The sequence below is a fragment of the Bacillus sp. MRMR6 genome, from assembly GCF_001940785.1.
Taxonomy (GTDB): domain Bacteria; phylum Bacillota; class Bacilli; order Bacillales; family Cytobacillaceae; genus Neobacillus.
This window is the reverse complement of the sequence record NZ_MSLS01000002.1, coordinates 309,049-329,572: the sequence shown is the minus strand read 5'-3', so window position 1 is coordinate 329,572 and position 20,524 is coordinate 309,049. Positions and strand designations below refer to the sequence as shown.

Below are 20,524 nucleotides of genomic sequence, written 5' to 3'. Positions count from 1 at the left end.
AGGTAAAAAAATGAAAAATGAAAAAGGATTTACACTGGTTGAAATGATGATTGTTATGCTGGTAATTTCCGTTCTGTTAATCGTCACCATTCCTAACGTCGCAAAACACAATGCCAATATTAACGATAAAGGCTGCGAAGCGTTTGTCAAAATGGTTGAAGCCCAGGTTCAATCATACCAAATGAAACATAATAAGATTCCTACCTTACAGCAGCTAATTGAAGGAGGATATGTCAAAACCACTGGCTGCCCCGACAATAAGAAAGAGGTTATTATAGGTCTCGATGGGGCAGTTACAACAGTTGAAAAAGCCTCCGTCACACCTTAGGAACATGAATCAGGATCAAAAGGGGTACACCCTGATTGAATCTTTAATTGTTCTTTCTATCTTTATGATTCTTTCATGTGTCACCGCTATATCCCTTAAACCACAATTTAACATGGTGAATGAACAGATATTTATTTCACAGTTAAAGGCAGATCTTTACTTTGCACAGCAATATGCTATCTCCCACCAGCAGGATGTAACAGTCAATTTTGTTGCTGATCAACAGTTATATCAAATCTATGAGAAAACGAGCCTAAAACGTTTAGTTGAAAGAAAATTCCCCTATAACTTCCAAGTCATTTCAGGATCTCTCCCCCTCTATTTTCGCTATTTGCCGGGCGGGAATGTCGATCGGTTTGGATCTTTCTTTATTCAGACTGCTGAAAATCGCTATCGCGTGACTGTTTTAATTGGAAGGGGCAGGTTTTATGTTGTTAAAGAATAATAGCGGCTATTTTCTGCTCGAGCTCCTTTTATCCTTGTCCTTCATGTTAATGATTGGCCTGTTTCTTGTTCCATTACTTCGTGATTTATCTGTCCAGTCTCAGCAGCTAATCATAGACCAGAAAATGAACCAGCTTTTATACGAGGAACTTCAAGCAAAACTGAAAGACAGCCCTACCTTTAGCAGCTACTCCCTCACGCACAATGGGCTAGTCTTTTCCATCCAGTGGAACGAATCAGCGGTTAAAGAGCAAAAGGAGGTTTGTGTGAGTTTTGAAGGGAGTACATTTATTAAAAAAGCAGAAATTTGCGCTCGTCAGGAATGAACATGCTTTTACACTCCTAGAGGTGATGTTTGCATTAACCATCTTTACGACGATTGTTTTTTTCATCGCACCCGTTTTTCAAATAATGTTTAAAAATATCGATTCAGAGGCACAACTTCAGGCAATGGAATGGGAAGTATTTGGAAGCCAGGTTAAAAAAGAGATTCGCATGAGCTCACGTGCTGATGTTGTTTCTGGGAGACTGGTTTTAATTAAAAATAATGAAAGCATTTTTTATGAAAAATACCAAAGTAACTTACGAAGACGGGTAAATTCGACCGGCCATGAAATCATTTTACAAAATGTTTTTGAAGTGAATTTTGTTAAGCAGAATAATTCAATAAAAATTAGTGTAATTGATGTCTGGGGAAAAGAATACTCGCTCATTGTCCACTCTTATGTTGACTGGCTGACAGCCATATGAGGAATAACGAGAAAGGATTTACCTTTCCATTAACCTTAACAATTACATTGCTATTCCTTATCATTTTCTCTTATCGATTAGAGCAGCTTGTAACCGAGCGAAGACTTTCTCATGAAACGGCTATTATTATACAGCAGGAGTATTACTATCACTCTTCAGTAAAGAAACTAGAAAAGGTCTTGCAGTCTGGGGGCACGATCCAACCGAAGGGAAGCTATTCATTTACAAACGCTCATATAGCGTATCAAACTGAAAATCTCATTGGCACTACCCAGCGAATTAATTTTACACTTACGATGGCGTCAGGGGAAACAAGCAGCTACCGCGGTATCTTTGACTTACATCTCAAAAAATTGGTGAAGTGGATAGAGCTGCAATAAAGGTTGTAACGTTTGAATTTAATAAACATGGACATACTTTAAGGGAAGTAATAATGGGTAGGTGTGTTCATGAAAACAAATGATTATGTAAAATATGTGACTCAGACACTTGTAAAATATGCAGATCAACCGAAGGATGAACGCAAAAGGCTCCGTACGGAGAGAAAACAGGCTAAAGCGTCATTTTGGTTCCGCTGGTTCGGAATTTTACCTTATATATTTTATATTCAAGTGAAAAACAGAAGAAAACAGTAAATTGGAGAAGCAGTTACACACTGCTTCTTAATTTATGCTGAGTTTCAAGTTGAAAAAACTGACGAAAAGTAACTATTGACATACAACCTGTTTTACATTTGTATAACCTTTGTGTAGTTGGTAAAATCTCTTTATTCTTCAATTGTGAACATTTTCTAAACATATAGTGTTAACATTGTTAACCTCATTCACTTGTTAAATCCGCTGTATTATAATTGGATTAAATTATGGGGGTCCGAGGTGAACCAAGATGGAACAAACACTAAAAATAACAAATGTTTTGTCAGATCCAACACGGTACTATATTTATCAATACATTACTAAGCGTCATCAAGAAGTAACAGTACAAGAGGTAGCTGAAAATTTTAATATTCATCCGAATGTTGCTAGATTGCATTTATCAAAGCTTGAAGACGTGAATATGTTAATATCTGAAACAAAAAAAACGGGTAAGGGCGGCAGACCAAGCAGATTGTACCGCTTATCTGACGATGTTATCCAGTTGCATTTCCCATTTCGTGACTATATGCTGCTTTCAAAAGTAGCGATCCAAACAATGTTAACTTTAGGGGATGCAGGAAAACAGGCACTTTATTTAACAGGTAAGCGATTTGGTACTGAAGTCATTGAACAGGAAATGACTAAAAAGTCATTTGGTGATGAATTAGAATTTGATCAAAAGTTAAATATATTAAAAAGTGCTGCTACTCTTTCAGGTTTCTATCCAGAATTTGAAGCAAATGGAGAAAAGACAAAAATCTTTTTCCAAATCTTCAACTGTCCTTTTAAAGAAGTCGCAGAAGATCACGAATCTGTTTGCCAAATGCACCTTGAATTCTTAAAGGGCATGTTTGAGGCACTATTTGATTCTGTAGAGCTAATTGAAAAGGAAAATATGATTACTGGCTGTGAAACTTGTTCGTATCAGGTATTTGTGACAAACTAATGTGAAACCATTATTTACATTATACCTCCTTTTCCTATATAATATTGTATTGATGGTACCGCATGGTAAAGGGGGGATACATATGGATCGCATGTTCAGAGTTTTGGGTTTCTGGACGGGTATTTTTACCGTAATGTTCTATCTAGGTGACATGGATAAAACCGCAATGCTTTTCTTAGCCCAAACTGGTTTCTTCGTATTATTGAGTTATTTAAAACTGTCCGAACGTATGTATATGTATGTTTTCGGAGCTTATCTAACTGTTTTCTTCGCAGGCTTTACCTATTGGACGACCTTCATGATGCCACTTGGCGGAGGCGGACATTAAGAATTGGAAGAACAACAAAACGCCAGAGCGTAGCCTCTGGCGTTTTTTGTTTGGTCAAAATTCAAATAGATCATCACTGCTTTTAATCTCCATATTCTTTTGTTGAATAATGATATTAAAGTAAGAGCTTATACCGGCTGGCATGATTAAACTTCTTATTGCCCGATTCCTTTTACTAACCTCACTGAAAGGATTAGGGTCATAATGGTTTTCCAATTCCTGTAATATTCCTGTTTTTAATAAAAACTGATCTTGTCTTAGCTTTGTTATAAACTTCAAATTGAACTCCTCACCCTTTTGGATAAGCCAGTCTAAATGGATATGTGTAGTTATATCCATATCACCGGGGTACTGCAGGACATCGTCTATCATTTTATGCTGATAAAATCCTCTTAAACTCCCCAGCTTCCTTGCTGGAAGCTTCCATTCCTCATTCGTATATCCATAATCAGCTGTCACTACTATTCCTTTATTTAATACCCTAGAAATTTGTTGAATTATTTCTTCCATCAGTAACGGAATTTCTATCCGCTGATGATCCATTAACGTTATTCCACTTTCTTGCAGATAGGCAAATATATCACCATTGGTATTAGGGACGAGAACCTCAAATAATGTTTCATCCTCTAATCCAATCATCACCTCAAACAACTGTCCATTCACTTGCTCAACGACATGAACAGGCAAAGCATCGAATAGTTCATTTGAAAAGACGGTTCCTTCAAAGGAATCGATCTCTTCAAGGGAAAATACTTGGATGACAGAGAATTCAGGAGTAAGCAACTCCGATTGAAGCTTTCGATGATATGGACTAGTTTCAACTATAATGTATGTAATAGGACTTTGCGCGGACTTATACCATTCTTGTAAAAAAGCATGGGCAAAACGGCCATTACCAGCCCCAATTTCACAGAATACAGCATCGATACCCGTCTTTAAACAGTAATGTAAAAACCATTTGGCCGTCATTTTTCCGTAAAGGTCGGATATATTACTTGTAGTAATAAAGTCACCCTGTCTGCCAATCTTCTCTTTATCCTTCATATAATATCCTTGTTCTGGGTGGTAAAGGACTGCATTCATATAGTCGGCATATGTTATTAACTTCGTTGACGAAGAGGTAATTAAACTTTTCAAGTAGGCAATCATGTCTTCACTTTCCCTAGAATCCGTTCAAAAATGGATTTTGATCCATTTCTTCTCCGACTGTTGTAATAGGCCCATGTCCTGATAATACTTCCGTCTCTTCCGGCAGGAAAAGCAGCTTCTCATGAATACTTTTTATCAGTTGCTTATGGTTTCCACCTGGAAGATCTGTTCGGCCAATGCTGCTTTTAAATAATGCATCTCCAGAAACAACGAAACCTGCGTTTTCAAAATAAAATGATATACTGCCAGGAGAATGTCCAGGTGTCTCGAATACTGAGAATTCATAGTCGCCGACCTTCATCATACCTTCTTTTTTAATGATATGATCTGCTTTTCTCACCTTTATCTGCTCCTGCATCATAAAATATTTTGAGCCATTTAAACCAGGGTCAGTCAGCCAACCCTCTTCTTCTTCATGAACATAAGCAGGTATTTGATAATAATCTCTAACCGTATCGACAGCACCAATATGATCAAAGTGAGCATGTGTTAGAAGTATGGCAACTGGTTTTAACTCACGTTTTTCCAGCCACTTGATCAGTTTCTTACCTTCGCTCCCAGGATCAAAGATTAAACAAGTTTTGTCCTCATTTTCTATGATGTAGCAATTTGTTTGCAATGCCCCTAGTGGGATTTGTGACCATTTCATACCTTATACCTCCTGTTAAAAATTACACTAGTTATATTTTACACGATCGAACTGATAATGCTAACCCTTTAACTCTCGACAAATGAATGAAAAGAATATAAAATAAGTATCGATGTATATAATATCCTTACATAACTATCTTAGGTATTTAGGCTAACTGCCTAGTGAGTATTAACTAAAGGGGGCTTTATAATGGGGTTAGTAATTATCTTTGCATTAGTAACGATTCTTGCTGGATATGGTTCATTTACTGCGCTGAAAAATAAAAATTTATTAGGCGCATTCTTCGGGGTAGGTTCTTTCCTAGTATTTGGCTGGTTCACAATCATGACACTCCTCGAAAGTGGATTCCCAGCAGCACATTAATAGTAAACTTAGCTAAAAGACTGCCTGCTGGCAGTCTTTTTATTACCCCTCGTTTAAAAGGCTTGAAACCCTGTCTACTTTATATTCCATCGTTCGTGATACATCTCTTCTGTCATCAATCCGAATGTTTGTAGCAACCCTCTGGATGCCCTCTGCGAAGGGAACTTCATGCATAGCCTGTATTACCTCAAACAACATCGGTAGATCACCTTCAATGATGGTATTCATAGGTGTAAGCTGATACCGGATTTTTCCTTCTACTTCATATTTCTGCAAAACCTTATGTATACTTGCAACATATCTGCTAACACTTGGTGTCTCAGTCCCTATCGGAATAACTGTTACATCAACAATCGCCATAATAAACTCCATCCTTTACTTGTTAATACACTAAAATTCTATCATATTTCTCACCAATTAGAAAAACTAGGCATTCGCCAAGCCCTTGGTGCGAGTGCCTTAGTATTTCTTATGCGTTAGGAAAGTATAAATTTCAAAAAAATTTATACTTTCCTATTAGCAAAAAAAAAGAATGATCAATTGTATCATTCTTTCACCAGCTCATTTATCTCTTTTTTCTCTATATCAATTACGTTTTCTAATCTATTTCCATATAAGAGTGCATTCCCTGAAGGTGAGAAAACAACAGGAGCATTCTTCAATCCCTCCATTATTACCTCTGAACTCCCCTTCTTTATATCATACGATATTAATTGAAACCCTTCTGAATAGGCATCAGCATCTCCACTGCTTAGAGGTTGGAAGGTAATAAACCGCCCTTCCTTTTGGTTGTAATCATAAGATGGAACCAGCCAGCCAGAAAATACAGATAGTAATGGCATTGTAAATGAAAAGATTGGTACATTTTCGTGATCAAAAAATGTATAAACTGACTGCGACGGGTCTTCTTTATCAACGGTGATTGTCATTAATAAATCATGAAAGGTTGAAAACTGGTATACCTCGGGAAGAATCAGCTTATCGGTCATATCGTCCAGGTTCATCGACATTATAGGAGCATAGAGTGAAAATGAAACCTCTTCCCAGTCAAGAAAGGCAATTTGATTCTTACTAATCCACTTAATAAATGGCTGTGGTAAACTAAGTTCTTCTACCCTTTCATTTACAATATCAAAAAGATACATTAGATAAGTCCAATCCTCATTAAACGCAGCAACAAGAATCTCCGACTCATTATAGGGATTCCATTCAAATGCTAATTCAACAGAAGCAAGTGATTGTTTCAAAAGCTCTGTGCCATTTTGATCAATGATCGTAATCATACCTTCATATGATGAAGGTGAGGTTTGTACTAAGATATATTTTTTACTTTCACTTATCTGAACCGTTACAATCGGTTGGTCTGATTTATAGAGTAATTCGCTCTTACCTGTGTAAAGCTCGTATTGATAAACACTTGATGTTTGTTCTTGATTGGTAATATAGAGGAGTTGCAGTTCTGAGAGCCACCCTGCAACCTTGTAAAATGCCCCCTCTGGAGGAGTAATCGGAAGGACATATTCAATCTTTTCTTCTGGGAGAGACTCATCTTGTTTTTCCTTTTCTTCTGGCGGCTTAGGCTTAGTATTTTGTTTATTCGTACATGCAGTTAAAATCATGGTAAATATCAGCAAAAATAGACAAGCGAATATAAAGTTTTTTCCGTTCCTTTCTGTTACTGGTCGCAAAACTGGTTCCCTCCCTCCTGTAAATTAGTACGTCTATATTACAAAAATGTTTCAAATTTTTCAAAAATATTCAAAAAAAAATAAAGAAAAAAGCCGTTAAGTACGACTTTTTTATCTTGTGTAATACACTAACGATATTTTATTTTAATGTGAATAATCTTCATTTACAAGTAGAGAAGGGACTATATATAAAAATAGTTTTAGCAGTTTTTATTTATTTGCAATTAACCATGCAGCTCCAATAACACCTGCATCATTTCCTAAAGTAGCTAGTGTAATCTCTGTTGAGTCTTTAATCGCTGGGAACACAAATTTTTTAAAATTGCTTTTAACTCGATCTAATAAAACATCTCCAGCTTTCGAGACTCCGCCGCCGATTACAATTTTCTCAGGACTTAATGTATTAGCGATATTTGCTAATGATAGCCCTAAATGGAAGGAGACTTCATCAACTACTTTAATAGCTAGTTCGTCACCAGCTTTCGCAGCATCAAATACATCTTTAGCCGTGATTTGTTGATCTTTCCCATAAACCTCTGCCAGTTGACCTTTAAATTCCCCTTTAGATAGCTCGGCTAATGCAAGCCGGACAATTCCTGTTGCTGAAGCAACGGTCTCTAGACAGCCGTTTTTCCCACAATTACATGGAGAACCCCCAAGCGGCACAGCAGTAATATGCCCAATTTCACCCGCTGCTCCGTTCTTACCCTGAACGATATTGCCATTAGCAATAACACCGCCGCCAACTCCTGTCCCAAGTGTTACACAAACAATGTCCTTTGCTCCATGCCCTGCACCATTCCACATTTCACCCAATGCGGCACAATTCGCATCATTTTCTATCAAAGCGGGTAGTCCCGTCAATTCTTCAAGGCTCTCCTTTAATGGAAAATTGTCTTTCCAACCGAGATTTACTACATTTAGAATAACACCTTTTTCATAATCTACCGGTCCAGGTGCCCCCATTCCTATTCCAATCAAAGTGTCCTTTGAAATCGCCAGCTCTGCCATTTTTTGCTCAATAGCGGTTGCTATGTTTTTTGTGATATTTTGACCTTCATTTGAATTATCTGTGATGATCTCCCATTTGTGAAATATTTCACCCTTTGTGTTTACAAAAGCTAGTTTCGTGGTTGTCCCACCAAGATCCACACCAGCAATTAATTGCTTAGACATATTATCACCTATTCTTTTGATCTTTTTCTTTTTGGAATTGTATTTCTTGGCGCAAGATTAACAACGCAGTAGAATAATCTCTCTGTTCCATTAGCTGGGATTGATAAAGCTCTTTTATTTCGGCTTCCATAAGTTCAAGGTCACTAACCCGATCACCGATGTAAATGATTGTCCCGTATTGCTTTAAGTATTGTTGAATATCGTAAATCGTTTTCATTATGATCCCTCAACTATTAAATTCAATATGTACTTCCAAAGTATACCTTAACCTAATATCTCTCTCAAGAGAATCATGATGGTTTTTTTAAAGTCCACATTATTGGCATTTCTTTTTTAATTTTCCATATACCTTTTATTAGGACAGCCATATCATTGGCTATTAAGGATAAAGGATGGGGTAGATTTGAAAAAGCTATATATGATTTTTGGATTATTTATAATTTTTTTTCTAGCTGTATCCGTGCAGCAGTATATGATGCCTCCTAAGGTGCAGGAAAGCATAACCTTCTTTCCGATAGATCCTAAAGTAACCTACAAAAAAGCAGAGACCAACCTAGAATTGATAGAAACACCCGCCCAAACTCTTAATTGGAAAGCTTCATCAACATTGGATCGAAAAGCATATTTGAGACAAGATGCCTCACTATTATATTCAAATGGTCGGCTAGTTTCCGAGTTTCATGACTGGAAACAGAATTCAGATACCATTATCCAAGAAAAACAAATAAGCATGAAAGGTAGTGCACTTCTACAAGCAGTTACCTTTCACCATGCAGAGCTTCATGAAAAAAAAGAACTTATATTTAGTTCCCAAACAATGTCAGAACACCAATTATATATCATCCTATTAAATTCTGAAGCGAAGTCATTTATTACACCTGAAAGCCTAGATGAAAAGGAGTGGAAGCAAAAACTAGATGAACAGACAGAAAGAATGCTGCAGCTAAGCTGGAATAAAGGAGTCGGCCACTATTCAATCAAGCTTGACAATTATCAAGCATTTCCGCTAAGTGAATTTAACCGAAGATCTAAAGAATCTTTATCTGGGTTTTCGAAATCAGAAACAGCAAGAGTGGTAGGAAACCTATGGGAGGGGTTATATAAGAATTACCTCTTAGGGATAAAAAAGGCGGATGGCACGATTGAAAGTCCGATTGGCAGTACCATTCCGCTTATTCTTGTTAGCAATGATAAATCACATCTATTGGCTTTGACTGAAACCGCAAAGGGAGAGCCTATTCTCCTCCGCCAGCTGATTTCTGATACTGATTAATCTCATTAACTAAGTTTGAGTATTCCTTTTTATCTGGATTCAGTTTTGATGCCTGCTCTGCATTTATCTTTGCCTGTTCTAAATTATTTCCTTCTAAGAAAATAAGAGCAAGATTATAGTAAGCTTCAGAAAGATTCGGGTCTAATTGTACTGCCTTTTCGAGGTGTACCTTAGCATCATTATACTTGTTTAGCTTGATTTCAGTAAATGACAATACAAAATACATCTGTGCAGTTGGTTTATTGGTATTGTCTACTACCTCTTTCAACGTTTCATATGCTTGTACATAATCTTCTTCACGAATATATTCCTGTGCGAGCAACAAGGAAGAACTTTCATCCTTTCCTCTTGCAGTCGTACTAAATCCGTAAGATAATGAACTCCATATAAGAATAGCTGTAAAAGCTAAGAAAATCATTTGCAATATGAGCTTTTTCTTTTTTGGGAAATGGGTCACACCTGCTGCGAGAAAACCACCCGCAAGTCCTCCCAAATGACCTGCATTATCAATACTTGAGATAGAAAAACCAAAAATCAAATTAAATATTAAAACCATAATGACACTTGGTCCCATTGTTCGAAAGAAGAGTTTTGGATAAATTAGACAAAAGTAAAGAAGTGCTCCAAAGCAGCCAAATATCGCTCCACTCGCCCCCGCTGAGACATTTGAACTAAAAATAAAGCTTGCGATAAATCCAATTACTCCCGCAAAAAGATAAATGAATAAAAAACGAACGTTTCCAAAAATCCTTTCTACTGCGGTCCCTAAAAAATATAAAGCCATTGTATTCATTGCTAGGTGAAAAAAACCAATGTGAAGAAAGATCGGCACAAGGAATCTCCACCACTCCCCTTCATAGATATAAGGATTGAATTTGGCTCCGAATTTAATAAGTGTGGATGTATTTGTACTGCCACCTTGGGTTTCTAATAATAGAAACATGACTACTTGTATCACAATAAATACATAAGTAAAGAAAGGCTTTCCATTTGTAAAAATTTCTTTTTCCGTTTTAGCTTTCTTCGCTGCATGTTCCAATGCTAATCGCTTCTCGGACTCAACCGCCTGCTCCGGATACTCATTTTCTATCTGAAAGGTTATGTCACTGTCCATTAATTGTGACATCCGTCTTAACCCGGCTTCATATTCACCACTTGTTAGCAGGACCGAGTTAACCGTTGTTTTGTTTCCATTGGGATGGACATATGGCTCCCTAAGCCGATCTTCATAATCATCAACCGGAGGGTATTGACTGATATAGATATTATGTATAATGAGTTCACTGCGGCCTACTTGTTTGCGTATCCTTTCACCATTGATAGCAGAAAATTCAATGTCCCTTTGCATCGCATTGCTCCAGTCCAAATCAACTCTTACCAAGCGAATGATTGGTGCCTTCTTGTTTTCTAACTTTTCCAGCCATAGTTCTTTCCCATTTTCAAATAACTGGACAATACGGTAGCCTTGATCGGTTATAAAAAAAGTTGCCAACCTCCAAAAAACATAATCCTCTCTGTAGTTCATGGTTAACCCTACTTTCTATTTGAACATCTGAATGAATTTAAAAGCATCCTATTTTATTATAAACAAAAAATAAACCAAAAGACCATCTGCGGCTTTCACCAGTCAGATGGTCCTTCAATTGATGGTCTATCAGTTGCTGTTCTACCAAATACCGATTCCATCATTTTTCTTTTTACTCCTGGAAAACTCATAATGGATCCAACCGTTACCCGTCTTAGCCAGCCTGAACGCAGAAGCAGATTAATGATTCGATACCTGTAGCGGAATCCAAAATAGCCTAATGATCCTATCATGAAAATGGATGTTAACATCCTAGACATTTTCATCCCTCCTACCCATATATTGTGATAAGATGATGTTTTTTATCCCATTTTCAAAGTAAAAGGAATGAAACCTAAAATAAGATTTCATTCCGCTCGTTTTTTAGTATTTGCTTAGGACTGGATTTAGCGTTTTCTTTAAAACATTAACAGAGTTTGCGAACTTTTCTTTTTCTTCATCGTTTAAGTCTAGTTCAACTACTTCTCTAACACCATTGCGATTAACAATCGCTGGTACTCCAATATAGACATCTTTGTGTCCATACTCTCCATTTAGGTAACAGGATACCGTTAAAACAGAATTCTCATCCCGTAAAATCGCTTTGGTTAATCTAACAAGTCCCATTGCAATTCCATAATACGTTGCACCTTTACGCTCAATAATATGGTAGGCAGCATCACGGACATTTATGAATAATTTATCCAAATCCTCTTGACTGCCTTTTTCATGGTTCTTCATCCAATCCCAAACTTTGGTTCCGGCAATATCAGCATGGCTCCAAACGGGAAGCTCTGTATCTCCATGCTCTCCAATGATATAGGCATGAACGTTTCTAGTGTCTACATCAAAGTATTGCCCAAGCAAAAAGCGGAACCGAGCGGTATCTAAAATCGTACCTGACCCAATTACACGTTCCCTAGGTAAACCTGAAAACTTCCATACCGCATGTGTTAAAATATCCACTGGATTGGTTGCTACTAAGAATATACCGTTAAAGCCGCTTGCCATGATTTGATCAACAATGCCTTTAAAAATCTTTGTATTTTTCTCGACAAGGTCAAGACGGGTTTCTCCGGGTTTTTGATTAGCACCTGCAGTAATTACTACAAGGTCAGCTTTGCTGCAATCCTCATAGCTTCCGTAAAAAATTTTAGTTCTAGATGGTGCAAATGGAAGTCCATGGTTTAGATCCATTGCATCTCCTTCTGCTTTTGCTTCATTTAAATCAATCAACACTAATTCCTCAGTAATTCCTTGATTTAAAAGGGCAAAGGCATAACTCGACCCAACAAATCCAGTCCCAATAAGCGCAACTCTATTAACTTTAACCATTATTCATCCTCCTTAAAGACTCATTTTATAAGTTCAATTACCAAGATGGCAGCCACTGCTGACAGTAAACCCGACAAGAAATTAACCATATCATTATCCACTAGTGGAAGTCCTTTTATTCTTCTTGTTGGAAACTGGCAATGGAGTGTTTTTTCTGTTTCGATCCCACATTGCTCGCAAATATAAACCTGCTGATAAAAAGCACCTATTAATGTATCTATAACATTCCCAATAAAACCAAAGGCAAAAATGATGAAAAAGAGAATCCAGTCAAATTGAAATATCCAAGTACTTAGCATTGCTATTAGTAATGACCCAAGGAGGGCTGCAACTGTTCCAAGTAAGCTAATTGCACCCGACGTTCCTTTGTCAACACTTCGAAAAGTACGGATAAAAATAGGTTTTCTTTTGCTTAATGAACCAATTTCAGATGCCCAGGTATCGGAATTTGCACTAGCCAGGCAGACACTAAATCCAATTAACCACATGATATCCTGATTATAGATATAAACAATGCTAATTAGGGCAGCGGCTCCTCCATTAGCAAACACCTGACGCCAATCTCTTCTTGCACCTTTTGCTAATTTTTCTTCTACTTCTGCTTTAGCATCGTTCTTATATTTAGACCATAAGCTTGAAGTTGCAAAAAATACTCCGAGAAGAAACAGTCCCTCTAGTCCGAATCCGAAATAAACTGCAAGTCCTACAATGGCTGCAGCAATTGCCCCTGAATTACTAAGCGAGTGCAGCATATAACCTCCAAAACAGGTTAAAACAATTATTGTTATTACAATGTATGTTTCAATCATTTTATTTTGATAACCTCATCATTTGTAATGATTTTTGATACAGGCTGATCATGTTTTTCAATCGGGAGATTCGTTACAATTTGGGAATCAAAAGCAAGAGAAATTGTCTTTCCCTTGTAATTTGTTAACAAGCGGTCATAGTATCCACCGCCAAACCCAATCCGATAACCTTCTCTTGTAAAACCTAAGCCTGGAACAATTAGCAGGTCAATGAATTCTGGTTGGATTTCTCTAGTTACCTCTTCAATAGGTTCAAACAACCCGTAGAAAACTGACTCAAGCTGGGAGAATTCACATAAAGTGCGAAATGTTAATTGCTTTTCTTGTGGATGGCATTTAGCCGTAACCACTTGTTTACCCATTTCCCAGGCTTTCCGAATAATTTGGTATGTATCGACTTCTGGATGTCTCGAGATTGTGATCCCAATTACCTTAGCACACTTCCAGTCATCATCATTATAAAGTAATTTGGCAATATTATATGAGTAGTGTTCATAGAGTGGCTTGGAGAGTGTGTTAAGTGCTGTTTGAATTTGCTGTCGAACAGTTTGTTTACTAGTCATATTAAGCTAATCTCCTTACTATTCTAGACAACAAAAAAAGCAGCAGGAAGCCCTACTGCTTATTTTGTTTCACGATGTGCTGTTGTGCGCTTTTCTCTTGGGCAATATTTTTTAAGCTCAAGACGATCTGGGTTGTTACGTTTATTTTTTGTTGAAATATAGTTACGATCTCCACACTCAGTGCAAGCTAACGTAATATTAACACGCATGTCAATTTCCCTCCAAACGATAAGCAAGTTCGTTCATACGACTTTTCTATAATATCACTTTTCAAAAGGAAATGCTAGTATGTTTTTTTATTAAGATGAAGAGCTTGATTTAAAGATAGTAATTCTGTTTTATTTCCCCCAGAGATTGTCCATGTATTGATAGTTTCGATTGAACGTGGCTTTAGGGATATTTTCGATGCAAAGATGATTGCGGCCATCCCTTTTAACATAGGTTGATACATTAAACTGCCTGTATTCAAACTGCTCCATATTTGATCAGAAAACACATTCCAATAAGGTTGGATCGTATATTCCTTTACTTCTTCCCCATTATATAAAGCGTTCAGTAGGTAAACATTTTCCTCCTTAATGTGATAGATAAGACTGTCTGTTGGAGATACAAAAGTAAAGTGCTCTTTACCTACCGATGGTGCGCAGTACATCGCTAATAGTTTTACATCTTTAGTTCTCTTTCCATGATTACTAACGTAAATAGTCGAATAGGTGATTTTGGAATGAGATTGTTCCTGCTTTACTTTTACAATCAATTCTTCCTCATAAAGGACCTTTTCCGTACAATTTTGCAGCCAATAACATTTTCCATTTACCCACAGACCTGGAGTAAACGGAAGTCCACTGACTAATGACGGGGGTGTAGGAACGTGATTATTTAACTTCGTATCTTCTAGTTTCATCATAATTACACCCTTTAATAGTTTTTTAAGGATTCTTCCATTAATCTCACGTCTTTACAGACATCTAGAGCTCTTTTATTGAGCAGTGTATCCTCTATCACATGGGTTGTTTGAATAGCAATTCGCTTCCAGCTGTATAACCTCTTTGCTATTTCTCGCCCCTTAATGCCAATTTCCTTAGCCTTCTCAGGATAGGTTAATAAATAGTTAATACTATCCATCATATTGGTGGCATCACCAGGAACCATCCACATTCCTGTTTGCAAATGTTTAATAATCCCTTTTAATCCTCCAGTTTCAGATACTACTGTTGGCTTCGCCAAAATCATCGATTCAAGAGCAACAATTCCAAACGGTTCATACAGGCTCGGAAAAACAGTTAATTCACTGCTCTCTAAAAGTGCATTCCTCTGTTCATCCGTTACAAAGCCAATAAAACAAAGATGGGATTCTAAATGCTCTTCCACTATTCTCTGACGGTATGCTTCAAGCATTGGCCCTTTACCGGCAATTACAAAGAACAATTCCTGCTTTGTTTCTTTGGCAATCCTAGCAGCCTCAATAACGGTTTCAAAGCCCTTTTCCTTTACAATCCTTCCCATAGAAAAAATATATTTGCGATTTTCTAAAATAGGGAAAATTTCAATTGGATTCAATGTAACAACTGCCTGATTGAGGTCTATCCCGTTGGCGATTACTGCTATTTTATTTTCTTCAATCTTGAAAATCCCTTTAAGCTCATCCCTCATATAATCACTACAGACAATGAGTTGATCTGACTCTGTAACGAGTTGAAGTTCTTTTTGGTGAATAAATTGCTGCATTTCAGTATAAATTCCATTATGCCTGCCCTGTTCATGGGCATGTATCGTCGATAGTAAAGGAAGGGCTAAAACATCTTTTAACGTAATCGCAGCGGAACCAACTAACCAGTCATGTGCATGGATTATATCAAACTTAATGGTTACAGAAAGAGCATCAGCCCTAAAAGCCATAGCCAAATTAAGTCCGGCAATCCAGGTTAGAAAATCATTGTCATGTTGGTTTAATGGGAATACCCGATAAACGTTAACTCCATTCAAGACCTCAAAGTCGGGTAAATCACCTTTTCCTGCTGTAAGAACATGTACCTCATGACCTAACCCCGCCAGAGCGATTGATAAACCATTGACATGCCGTGAAAGTCCGCCAATTATATTCGGAGGGTACTCCCAGCTAAGGATCAGTATATTTAACTTCCTGTCCGATGAATTTACTTTCAGGTCCAATTGATTTGTAGGTCTATTCATCGTTCTGCTCCACTGAAGATTCATCATAGTAGGTATAGGTGCTGACATGGTCAATCCATTTTAGCGCGGTGTCCTCATGCTGCTGGTATTGGATTAAGTCATCATATAGTCCATTTTCATTAGCAATGGTATTTGCAGGTGTTTGAAAAGAATTAGATCGGTAAACCGGGAAAAAATCTGACCTTTGGACCTTCATGCCTAGTTCTGCCACATAGCTTCGGTTTGCCGGTAATCCCTTAACAAACCAGTATCCCTTGTTATATGGAACAGCTATTTCATAGTAATGATGAGCATTGCTGCCTGTAAATAAAATATCGGTTACATCATAAATCCTAACAATATGAACAAGCTCATCCATCTTACTGTTGAAATATACACCAATAATTTTTTCGGGAATCTCTGAAATCTTCCAAAATAAAATGACCTTTCTTGGGGAAACCAGCTTAGCCTGCATTTCCCCCTTTAAATCATTTGCCATCAGGGTGCGCTCTGTATCTTCTTCATTCGAGGCTCCTTGCTTGTCCACACATCCTTGGACAAGTTCATTGTTCCATTTATTCCAGCGATATTGAACTTTTCCTACCGTTGTATTCAGTTCTGAGGCGATTTTTCTAAACGATAAACCAACCTCTCTTAGTTTTACAATTTGATCGATCACCGCGGTTCCTCCTATCTGCAAATTATCAATATATGCAAAAAGTACCTGTATATTCCTATATTCATTAGTTTAATCGTATCATCATGATGATAACTGTACAATAAACGCAATTTGTCGTATCTTGTTAATCCTTATTAACACCGCATCTATAGTCGGGAAATTTTTTAAATTTAGGGATAGATAGCCATTATATTCAAAAATCGACATGGGCCTTCTTCAGTTTTTCGACAAGAAAAAAAGATGAGCGCTTAAGAAAAGGGCTCATCTTTCTGGTTGAGGTTTTTAATCATTTAGGTTATAGCTTTTCCCTGTCACAAGATATAATACATTTTCCGCAATATTCGTAGAATGGTCAGCGATTCTTTCAATAAATCTGCATACAAAAGCTAGTTGAATAATTTGGTTGGTAGCCTCTGGATTATTTGGTACCATGCTAATCAATTCATGAATCATTTTTCCAAACATTTCGTCAACCTTGTCATCTTTTTCAGCGCATTTTTGTGCGAGCATTACATCTTCATCAATATATGCCTTAATAGAATCCGACATCATCGTTAAAGCTAGGTCCATCATTTTAGGAATATCAATAATTTCTTTAAAATGCTGATCCTTACCGATATGCAAAGTAGCCTTTGCAATATTGACTGCCATATCTGCCATACGCTCAATTTCTGAGGAAACCTTTAAGGCCACGTTTATCGTTCTAAGGTCCTTCGCAACAGGTGATTCTGTAGCGATTAATAGTAATGCCTTATTATTAATTTTTACATTTAAAGTATCGATTTCATTATCAGCATCGATGACTTGCTCCGCTTTTTCGAGATCTTGATTAATAAGTGTACTTAGTGAATCTTTAATTGCCTGCTCTGCTTTCCCTTCCATTTCCAACAGCATTTCTTTTAATTGTGCTAAATTTTGATCGAAATTGGTTCTTGTACTCATAGTTATCGCCCCTTAGCCGAATCTTCCTGTAATATAGTCTTCCGTTCTTTTATCCAAAGGAGTGGAAAAAATTTTGTTCGTATCAGAGAATTCGATCACTTCACCGTTCAAAAAGAAAGCTGTTTTATTGGAAATACGTGCTGCCTGCTGCATATTATGGGTAACAATGATAATACTAAAATCATTTTTTAATTCCTGTACAAGCTCTTCCACTTTTAAGGTTGAAATCGGGTCTAACGCAGAGGTCGGCTCATCCATTAAAATAACATCCGGTTCTATTGCTAGACAACGGGCTATACAAAGGCGTTGTTGCTGTCCGCCAGATAACCCATATGCGTTTTGGTTAAGACGGTCCTTTACTTCATCCCAGATTGCTGCACCTCTAAGGCTTTTCTCTACAATTTGGTCGAGAACTTTTTTGTCTCGGATCCCATGAATCTTTGGACCATATGCAACATTCTCATAGATTGACTTCGGGAATGGATTTGGCTTTTGAAATACCATCCCTACCTTGGTTCTCAATTCTTCAACTTGGTAAGACTTTTCAAGTATATTTCTATCTCGATAGATAATTTTTCCAGACGTCCTTACTCCTGGTACTAATTCAATCATTCTATTTAATGTCTTAATATACGTGGATTTTCCACAACCTGAAGGACCAATGATTGCCGTCACTTCATTTTCAGCAATATCAAGATTAATATTTTTTAGGGCCTGATGTTCTCCATACCATAGGTCTAAATTATTTGTTTTATAAACTATTTGTTTTTCAAATGATCCCGCTATTTTTGGAGTGGCTGCTGCTGCATTCATATTTGTTGCCTCCTTCTAGCAATTTAGTATCTCTTCTGAAACTTATTTCGAATTAACACAGCGATTGAATTCATGAAAATTAATAAAACTAGTAATACAATGATTCCTGCTGCCGCTAAGGCATGAAACTCTGCTTGCGGACGACCTGTCCAATTGTATATTTGCATGGGTAAAACGGTCATCATATCCAATAATGAATTTGGTAAAAACGCAAGAAACAAAGGCAGACCTAGGACAACCAATGGAGCTGTCTCTCCAATAGCCCGGGATAAAGCCAAGATTCCACCTGTTAAAATACCTGGTATGGAAGCAGGTAATACAATACGTACAATGGTTTGCCACTTGGTTGCCCCCATACCATAAGAGGCCTCTCTTAATTCCTTTGGCACCGCACGAATCGCCTCTTGAGATGCAACTATGATAACAGGTAACACTAGTAAACTCATGGTTAATCCCGCGGCAAGTACACTTGTCCCTAGTGCCAATGCTCGAACAAATACGGTTAAACCTAATAATCCGAATACAATAGATGGGACACCTGCAAGATTCGATATATTAACTTTTATAAAATCGGTCAAACGATTTGGTTTTGCATATTCTTCTAGGTATATAGCTGTACCAACACCCAGTAATAATGACACAGGCGCAACAACAGCCATTAACCAAACTGTCCCGATCAGCGCAGCATAAACACCTGCCTGTTCCGGTTTACGAGAAGGTAAACTTTGCAAAAATTGAAAATCTAAATAGCCTAATCCTTGAGTAAATATCCGATATAATAACACTCCTAAAACGAGCAATCCAAACATAGTTGCAACAAAGAAAATATATTTTGACAGGAGGTTTACAACTAATCTAGATTTCATATGGTTTACAACCGACTGATGATTAATAAACTTCATTAATATTCCTCCCTAAAACGCCGGGTGATGTATTGCGCAAATAAGTTCATGACTAAAGTAAACACAAATAATGTCATCCCAACTGCATAAATACTATAGTAAATTGTCGTTCCATAACCTGCGTCCCCTTGGCTGACTTGAACAATATACGCTGTCATTGTTTGGATCGAGCTTGTCACATCCCAATCCAGGTTCGGTGTTGAACCTCCCGCAACAGCAACAATCATTGTTTCACCAATTGCACGAGAAATAGCCAAGACAATGGAAGCAACAATTCCTGAAATGGCAGCCGGCAATACAACTTTAATGGCTACTTCAAATTTAGTCGACCCTAGAGCAAGTGCTCCTTCTCGCATTGAATTTGGAACTGCAGACATTGCATCCTCAGAAAGAGAAGTAATCATTGGTGTAATCATAATTCCAATTACAATACCAGGACTTAGAGCATTAAAAATTTCTAGTGATGGAATGAATTCACGTAATAAGGGTGTAACGAAGGTTAGAGCAAAAAATCCATAGACAATTGTTGGAATTCCAGCTAATACTTCTAATATCGGTTTAATAATTCTGCGTGTACGGTCAGATGCATACTCACTCAAAAATATGGCTGAAGTCAGTCCAATCGGAACTGCCACGATTGTTGCGATTAACGTTACCTTTAAGGTCCCTGATATTAAGGGAAGAATTCCAAAAGATCCCTGGGTTTCAGAGAAGGGATACCATTTCTTTGCTGTAAAAAATTCTTTAACCGAAACAGCATCAAAGAATAGAAAGGTTTCAAAAATAAGAGTAAAAATAATACCAATTGTTGTTAATACTGAAACAGCAGCAGCGAGAAACAAAATATACGGCATAATCTTTTCTATCATTCCAGCTGTATTTTTCTTTTTCTTCTTCTCCTGGATTAATTTCTGAACAGAGAAGGAATTACTTTTTTGAGTATCCAAAATGAAGACCCCTTTCATCACAAAGCAAGATGAGAAGCGATATTTCAACACTTCCCACCTCATAAA

General features: G+C 37.3%; 29 protein-coding genes. 10 read left to right on the top strand and 19 right to left on the bottom strand.

Annotation, left to right across the window (positions count from 1 at the left end; genetic code table 11):
- Positions 1-10: 10 nt before the first annotated feature.
- The 8 genes from comGC to BTR25_RS03910 all read left to right on the top strand — a co-directional run bounded on the left by comGC (position 11) and on the right by BTR25_RS03910 (position 3,431).
- Positions 11-328 carry a competence type IV pilus major pilin ComGC gene (gene comGC / locus BTR25_RS03945; protein ID WP_075686331.1) on the top strand — a complete coding sequence of 106 codons (318 nt, stop codon included), beginning with the start codon at positions 11-13 and terminating at the stop codon, positions 326-328.
- Positions 329-332: 4 nt separating this feature from the next.
- Entirely contained in the window at positions 333-773 is a 441-nt protein-coding gene (gene comGD, locus BTR25_RS03940; RefSeq protein WP_075686329.1) for a competence type IV pilus minor pilin ComGD, read from the top strand.
- A complete protein-coding gene (locus tag BTR25_RS03935) occupies positions 757-1,098 on the top strand; it encodes a hypothetical protein (RefSeq protein ID WP_075686327.1) in 342 nt (113 codons plus the stop codon). The genes comGD and BTR25_RS03935 overlap by 17 nt, the downstream gene beginning before the upstream one ends.
- Positions 1,046-1,522: a competence type IV pilus minor pilin ComGF gene (gene comGF, locus BTR25_RS03930; RefSeq protein WP_254842620.1), complete on the top strand. Its 477-nt coding sequence runs from the start codon at positions 1,046-1,048 to the stop codon at positions 1,520-1,522. The genes BTR25_RS03935 and comGF overlap by 53 nt, the downstream gene beginning before the upstream one ends.
- Positions 1,519-1,902, top strand: a complete 384-nt coding sequence (comGG, locus tag BTR25_RS03925) for a competence type IV pilus minor pilin ComGG (RefSeq protein WP_075686325.1) — start codon at positions 1,519-1,521, stop codon at positions 1,900-1,902. Before comGF ends, comGG begins: the two co-directional genes overlap by 4 nt.
- 69 nt (positions 1,903-1,971) lie before the next feature.
- On the top strand, positions 1,972-2,157 hold the full coding sequence (locus BTR25_RS03920; protein WP_075686323.1) for a YqzE family protein: 186 nt from the start codon (positions 1,972-1,974) through the stop codon (positions 2,155-2,157).
- 250 nt (positions 2,158-2,407) lie between these two features.
- Positions 2,408-3,103 carry a helix-turn-helix transcriptional regulator gene (locus tag BTR25_RS03915; protein ID WP_075686321.1) on the top strand — a complete coding sequence of 232 codons (696 nt, stop codon included), beginning with the start codon at positions 2,408-2,410 and terminating at the stop codon, positions 3,101-3,103.
- An 82-nt stretch (positions 3,104-3,185) separates the two neighbouring features.
- Positions 3,186-3,431 (top strand): DUF2626 domain-containing protein, encoded by a 246-nt coding sequence (locus BTR25_RS03910; RefSeq protein WP_075686319.1) that lies wholly within the window; start codon positions 3,186-3,188, stop codon positions 3,429-3,431.
- Positions 3,432-3,485: 54 nt separating this feature from the next.
- Here BTR25_RS03910 and BTR25_RS03905 read toward each other — a convergent pair whose 3' ends face one another.
- Together BTR25_RS03905 and BTR25_RS03900 are read right to left on the bottom strand one after the other, a co-directional pair.
- Entirely contained in the window at positions 3,486-4,580 is a 1,095-nt protein-coding gene (locus tag BTR25_RS03905) for a class I SAM-dependent methyltransferase (protein ID WP_075686317.1), read from the bottom strand.
- 13 nt (positions 4,581-4,593) lie between these two features.
- Positions 4,594-5,229 carry an MBL fold metallo-hydrolase gene (locus tag BTR25_RS03900; RefSeq protein WP_075686315.1) on the bottom strand — a complete coding sequence of 212 codons (636 nt, stop codon included), beginning with the start codon at positions 5,227-5,229 and terminating at the stop codon, positions 4,594-4,596.
- Positions 5,230-5,421: 192 nt separating this feature from the next.
- Between BTR25_RS03900 and BTR25_RS03895 the strand changes: the two genes are divergently transcribed.
- Positions 5,422-5,595 (top strand): DUF2759 domain-containing protein, encoded by a 174-nt coding sequence (locus BTR25_RS03895; RefSeq protein ID WP_075686313.1) that lies wholly within the window; start codon positions 5,422-5,424, stop codon positions 5,593-5,595.
- Between the two features lie 42 nt (positions 5,596-5,637).
- On the opposite strand, the gene BTR25_RS03890 is transcribed toward BTR25_RS03895, so the two are convergent.
- The 4 genes from BTR25_RS03890 to BTR25_RS03875 form a co-directional block, all read right to left on the bottom strand.
- Positions 5,638-5,955: an MTH1187 family thiamine-binding protein gene (locus tag BTR25_RS03890; RefSeq protein WP_075686311.1), complete on the bottom strand. Its 318-nt coding sequence runs from the start codon at positions 5,953-5,955 to the stop codon at positions 5,638-5,640.
- Positions 5,956-6,140: 185 nt separating this feature from the next.
- Positions 6,141-7,283: a YqgU-like beta propeller domain-containing protein gene (locus BTR25_RS03885; RefSeq protein ID WP_075686310.1), complete on the bottom strand. Its 1,143-nt coding sequence runs from the start codon at positions 7,281-7,283 to the stop codon at positions 6,141-6,143.
- 210 nt (positions 7,284-7,493) lie between these two features.
- Positions 7,494-8,459, bottom strand: a complete 966-nt coding sequence (locus tag BTR25_RS03880) for an ROK family glucokinase (RefSeq protein WP_075686308.1) — start codon at positions 8,457-8,459, stop codon at positions 7,494-7,496.
- Between the two features lie 4 nt (positions 8,460-8,463).
- Entirely contained in the window at positions 8,464-8,676 is a 213-nt protein-coding gene (locus BTR25_RS03875; RefSeq protein WP_075686306.1) for a YqgQ family protein, read from the bottom strand.
- Between the two features lie 186 nt (positions 8,677-8,862).
- Here BTR25_RS03875 and BTR25_RS03870 point away from each other — a divergent pair, with 186 nt between their 5' ends.
- Entirely contained in the window at positions 8,863-9,732 is an 870-nt protein-coding gene (locus BTR25_RS03870) for a hypothetical protein (protein WP_075686304.1), read from the top strand.
- Here the strand turns inward: BTR25_RS03870 and BTR25_RS03865 are convergent.
- The 13 genes from BTR25_RS03865 to pstC form a co-directional block, all read right to left on the bottom strand.
- Complete coding sequence (locus BTR25_RS03865) at positions 9,695-11,257, bottom strand: rhomboid family protein (protein ID WP_075686302.1); 1,563 nt, start codon at positions 11,255-11,257, stop codon at positions 9,695-9,697. The two genes, BTR25_RS03870 and BTR25_RS03865, sit on opposite strands and share 38 nt — an antisense overlap.
- A 95-nt stretch (positions 11,258-11,352) precedes the next feature.
- Positions 11,353-11,577: a hypothetical protein gene (locus tag BTR25_RS03860; RefSeq protein WP_075686300.1), complete on the bottom strand. Its 225-nt coding sequence runs from the start codon at positions 11,575-11,577 to the stop codon at positions 11,353-11,355.
- 103 nt (positions 11,578-11,680) lie between these two features.
- Positions 11,681-12,634, bottom strand: coding sequence for an L-lactate dehydrogenase (locus tag BTR25_RS03855; protein WP_139311163.1), 954 nt, complete (start codon positions 12,632-12,634; stop codon positions 11,681-11,683).
- 17 nt (positions 12,635-12,651) lie between these two features.
- Positions 12,652-13,440, bottom strand: a complete 789-nt coding sequence (locus tag BTR25_RS03850; RefSeq protein WP_075686296.1) for a DUF92 domain-containing protein — start codon at positions 13,438-13,440, stop codon at positions 12,652-12,654.
- Positions 13,437-14,003 (bottom strand): 5-formyltetrahydrofolate cyclo-ligase, encoded by a 567-nt coding sequence (locus BTR25_RS03845; protein ID WP_075686294.1) that lies wholly within the window; start codon positions 14,001-14,003, stop codon positions 13,437-13,439. Before BTR25_RS03845 ends, BTR25_RS03850 begins: the two co-directional genes overlap by 4 nt.
- Before the next feature lie 59 nt (positions 14,004-14,062).
- Positions 14,063-14,212: a 50S ribosomal protein L33 gene (gene rpmG, locus BTR25_RS03840; protein WP_015594975.1), complete on the bottom strand. Its 150-nt coding sequence runs from the start codon at positions 14,210-14,212 to the stop codon at positions 14,063-14,065.
- A gap of 74 nt (positions 14,213-14,286) precedes the next feature.
- Positions 14,287-14,910: a hypothetical protein gene (locus BTR25_RS03835; RefSeq protein ID WP_139311162.1), complete on the bottom strand. Its 624-nt coding sequence runs from the start codon at positions 14,908-14,910 to the stop codon at positions 14,287-14,289.
- A gap of 11 nt (positions 14,911-14,921) precedes the next feature.
- Positions 14,922-16,196 carry a glycosyltransferase family 4 protein gene (locus BTR25_RS03830; protein ID WP_075686290.1) on the bottom strand — a complete coding sequence of 425 codons (1,275 nt, stop codon included), beginning with the start codon at positions 16,194-16,196 and terminating at the stop codon, positions 14,922-14,924.
- Positions 16,189-16,854: a DUF4912 domain-containing protein gene (locus tag BTR25_RS03825; RefSeq protein WP_075686288.1), complete on the bottom strand. Its 666-nt coding sequence runs from the start codon at positions 16,852-16,854 to the stop codon at positions 16,189-16,191. The genes BTR25_RS03830 and BTR25_RS03825 overlap by 8 nt, the downstream gene beginning before the upstream one ends.
- 282 nt (positions 16,855-17,136) lie before the next feature.
- Positions 17,137-17,796: a phosphate signaling complex protein PhoU gene (gene phoU / locus BTR25_RS03820; RefSeq protein ID WP_075686287.1), complete on the bottom strand. Its 660-nt coding sequence runs from the start codon at positions 17,794-17,796 to the stop codon at positions 17,137-17,139.
- Between the two features lie 12 nt (positions 17,797-17,808).
- Entirely contained in the window at positions 17,809-18,609 is an 801-nt protein-coding gene (gene pstB, locus BTR25_RS03815) for a phosphate ABC transporter ATP-binding protein PstB (protein ID WP_075686285.1), read from the bottom strand.
- Positions 18,610-18,632: 23 nt separating this feature from the next.
- Entirely contained in the window at positions 18,633-19,511 is an 879-nt protein-coding gene (gene pstA / locus BTR25_RS03810; protein ID WP_075686283.1) for a phosphate ABC transporter permease PstA, read from the bottom strand.
- On the bottom strand, positions 19,511-20,476 hold the full coding sequence (pstC, locus tag BTR25_RS03805; RefSeq protein ID WP_075686485.1) for a phosphate ABC transporter permease subunit PstC: 966 nt from the start codon (positions 20,474-20,476) through the stop codon (positions 19,511-19,513). The genes pstA and pstC overlap by 1 nt, the downstream gene beginning before the upstream one ends.
- Positions 20,477-20,524 lie beyond the last annotated feature (48 nt).

Coding starts and splice junctions, on each gene's coding strand:
- BTR25_RS03915 (WP_075686321.1), top strand. CDS start 2,408: ATGGAACAAACACTAAAAATAACAAATGTTTTGTCAGATCCAACACGG.
- rpmG (WP_015594975.1), bottom strand. CDS start 14,212: ATGCGTGTTAATATTACGTTAGCTTGCACTGAGTGTGGAGATCGTAAC.
- BTR25_RS03880 (WP_075686308.1), bottom strand. CDS start 8,459: ATGTCTAAGCAATTAATTGCTGGTGTGGATCTTGGTGGGACAACCACG.
- BTR25_RS03900 (WP_075686315.1), bottom strand. CDS start 5,229: ATGAAATGGTCACAAATCCCACTAGGGGCATTGCAAACAAATTGCTAC.
- BTR25_RS03895 (WP_075686313.1), top strand. CDS start 5,422: ATGGGGTTAGTAATTATCTTTGCATTAGTAACGATTCTTGCTGGATAT.
- pstC (WP_075686485.1), bottom strand. CDS start 20,476: ATGAAAGGGGTCTTCATTTTGGATACTCAAAAAAGTAATTCCTTCTCT.
- phoU (WP_075686287.1), bottom strand. CDS start 17,796: ATGAGTACAAGAACCAATTTCGATCAAAATTTAGCACAATTAAAAGAA.
- BTR25_RS03835 (WP_139311162.1), bottom strand. CDS start 14,910: ATGATGAAACTAGAAGATACGAAGTTAAATAATCACGTTCCTACACCC.
- BTR25_RS03850 (WP_075686296.1), bottom strand. CDS start 13,440: ATGATTGAAACATACATTGTAATAACAATAATTGTTTTAACCTGTTTT.
- BTR25_RS03935 (WP_075686327.1), top strand. CDS start 757: ATGTTGTTAAAGAATAATAGCGGCTATTTTCTGCTCGAGCTCCTTTTA.
- BTR25_RS03860 (WP_075686300.1), bottom strand. CDS start 11,577: ATGTCTAGGATGTTAACATCCATTTTCATGATAGGATCATTAGGCTAT.
- BTR25_RS03830 (WP_075686290.1), bottom strand. CDS start 16,196: ATGAATAGACCTACAAATCAATTGGACCTGAAAGTAAATTCATCGGAC.
- BTR25_RS03865 (WP_075686302.1), bottom strand. CDS start 11,257: ATGAACTACAGAGAGGATTATGTTTTTTGGAGGTTGGCAACTTTTTTT.
- BTR25_RS03920 (WP_075686323.1), top strand. CDS start 1,972: ATGAAAACAAATGATTATGTAAAATATGTGACTCAGACACTTGTAAAA.
- BTR25_RS03905 (WP_075686317.1), bottom strand. CDS start 4,580: ATGATTGCCTACTTGAAAAGTTTAATTACCTCTTCGTCAACGAAGTTA.
- pstA (WP_075686283.1), bottom strand. CDS start 19,511: ATGAAGTTTATTAATCATCAGTCGGTTGTAAACCATATGAAATCTAGA.
- BTR25_RS03890 (WP_075686311.1), bottom strand. CDS start 5,955: ATGGCGATTGTTGATGTAACAGTTATTCCGATAGGGACTGAGACACCA.
- BTR25_RS03910 (WP_075686319.1), top strand. CDS start 3,186: ATGGATCGCATGTTCAGAGTTTTGGGTTTCTGGACGGGTATTTTTACC.
- BTR25_RS03845 (WP_075686294.1), bottom strand. CDS start 14,003: ATGACTAGTAAACAAACTGTTCGACAGCAAATTCAAACAGCACTTAAC.
- BTR25_RS03875 (WP_075686306.1), bottom strand. CDS start 8,676: ATGAAAACGATTTACGATATTCAACAATACTTAAAGCAATACGGGACA.
- comGC (WP_075686331.1), top strand. CDS start 11: ATGAAAAATGAAAAAGGATTTACACTGGTTGAAATGATGATTGTTATG.
- comGD (WP_075686329.1), top strand. CDS start 333: ATGAATCAGGATCAAAAGGGGTACACCCTGATTGAATCTTTAATTGTT.
- comGG (WP_075686325.1), top strand. CDS start 1,519: ATGAGGAATAACGAGAAAGGATTTACCTTTCCATTAACCTTAACAATT.
- pstB (WP_075686285.1), bottom strand. CDS start 18,609: ATGAATGCAGCAGCAGCCACTCCAAAAATAGCGGGATCATTTGAAAAA.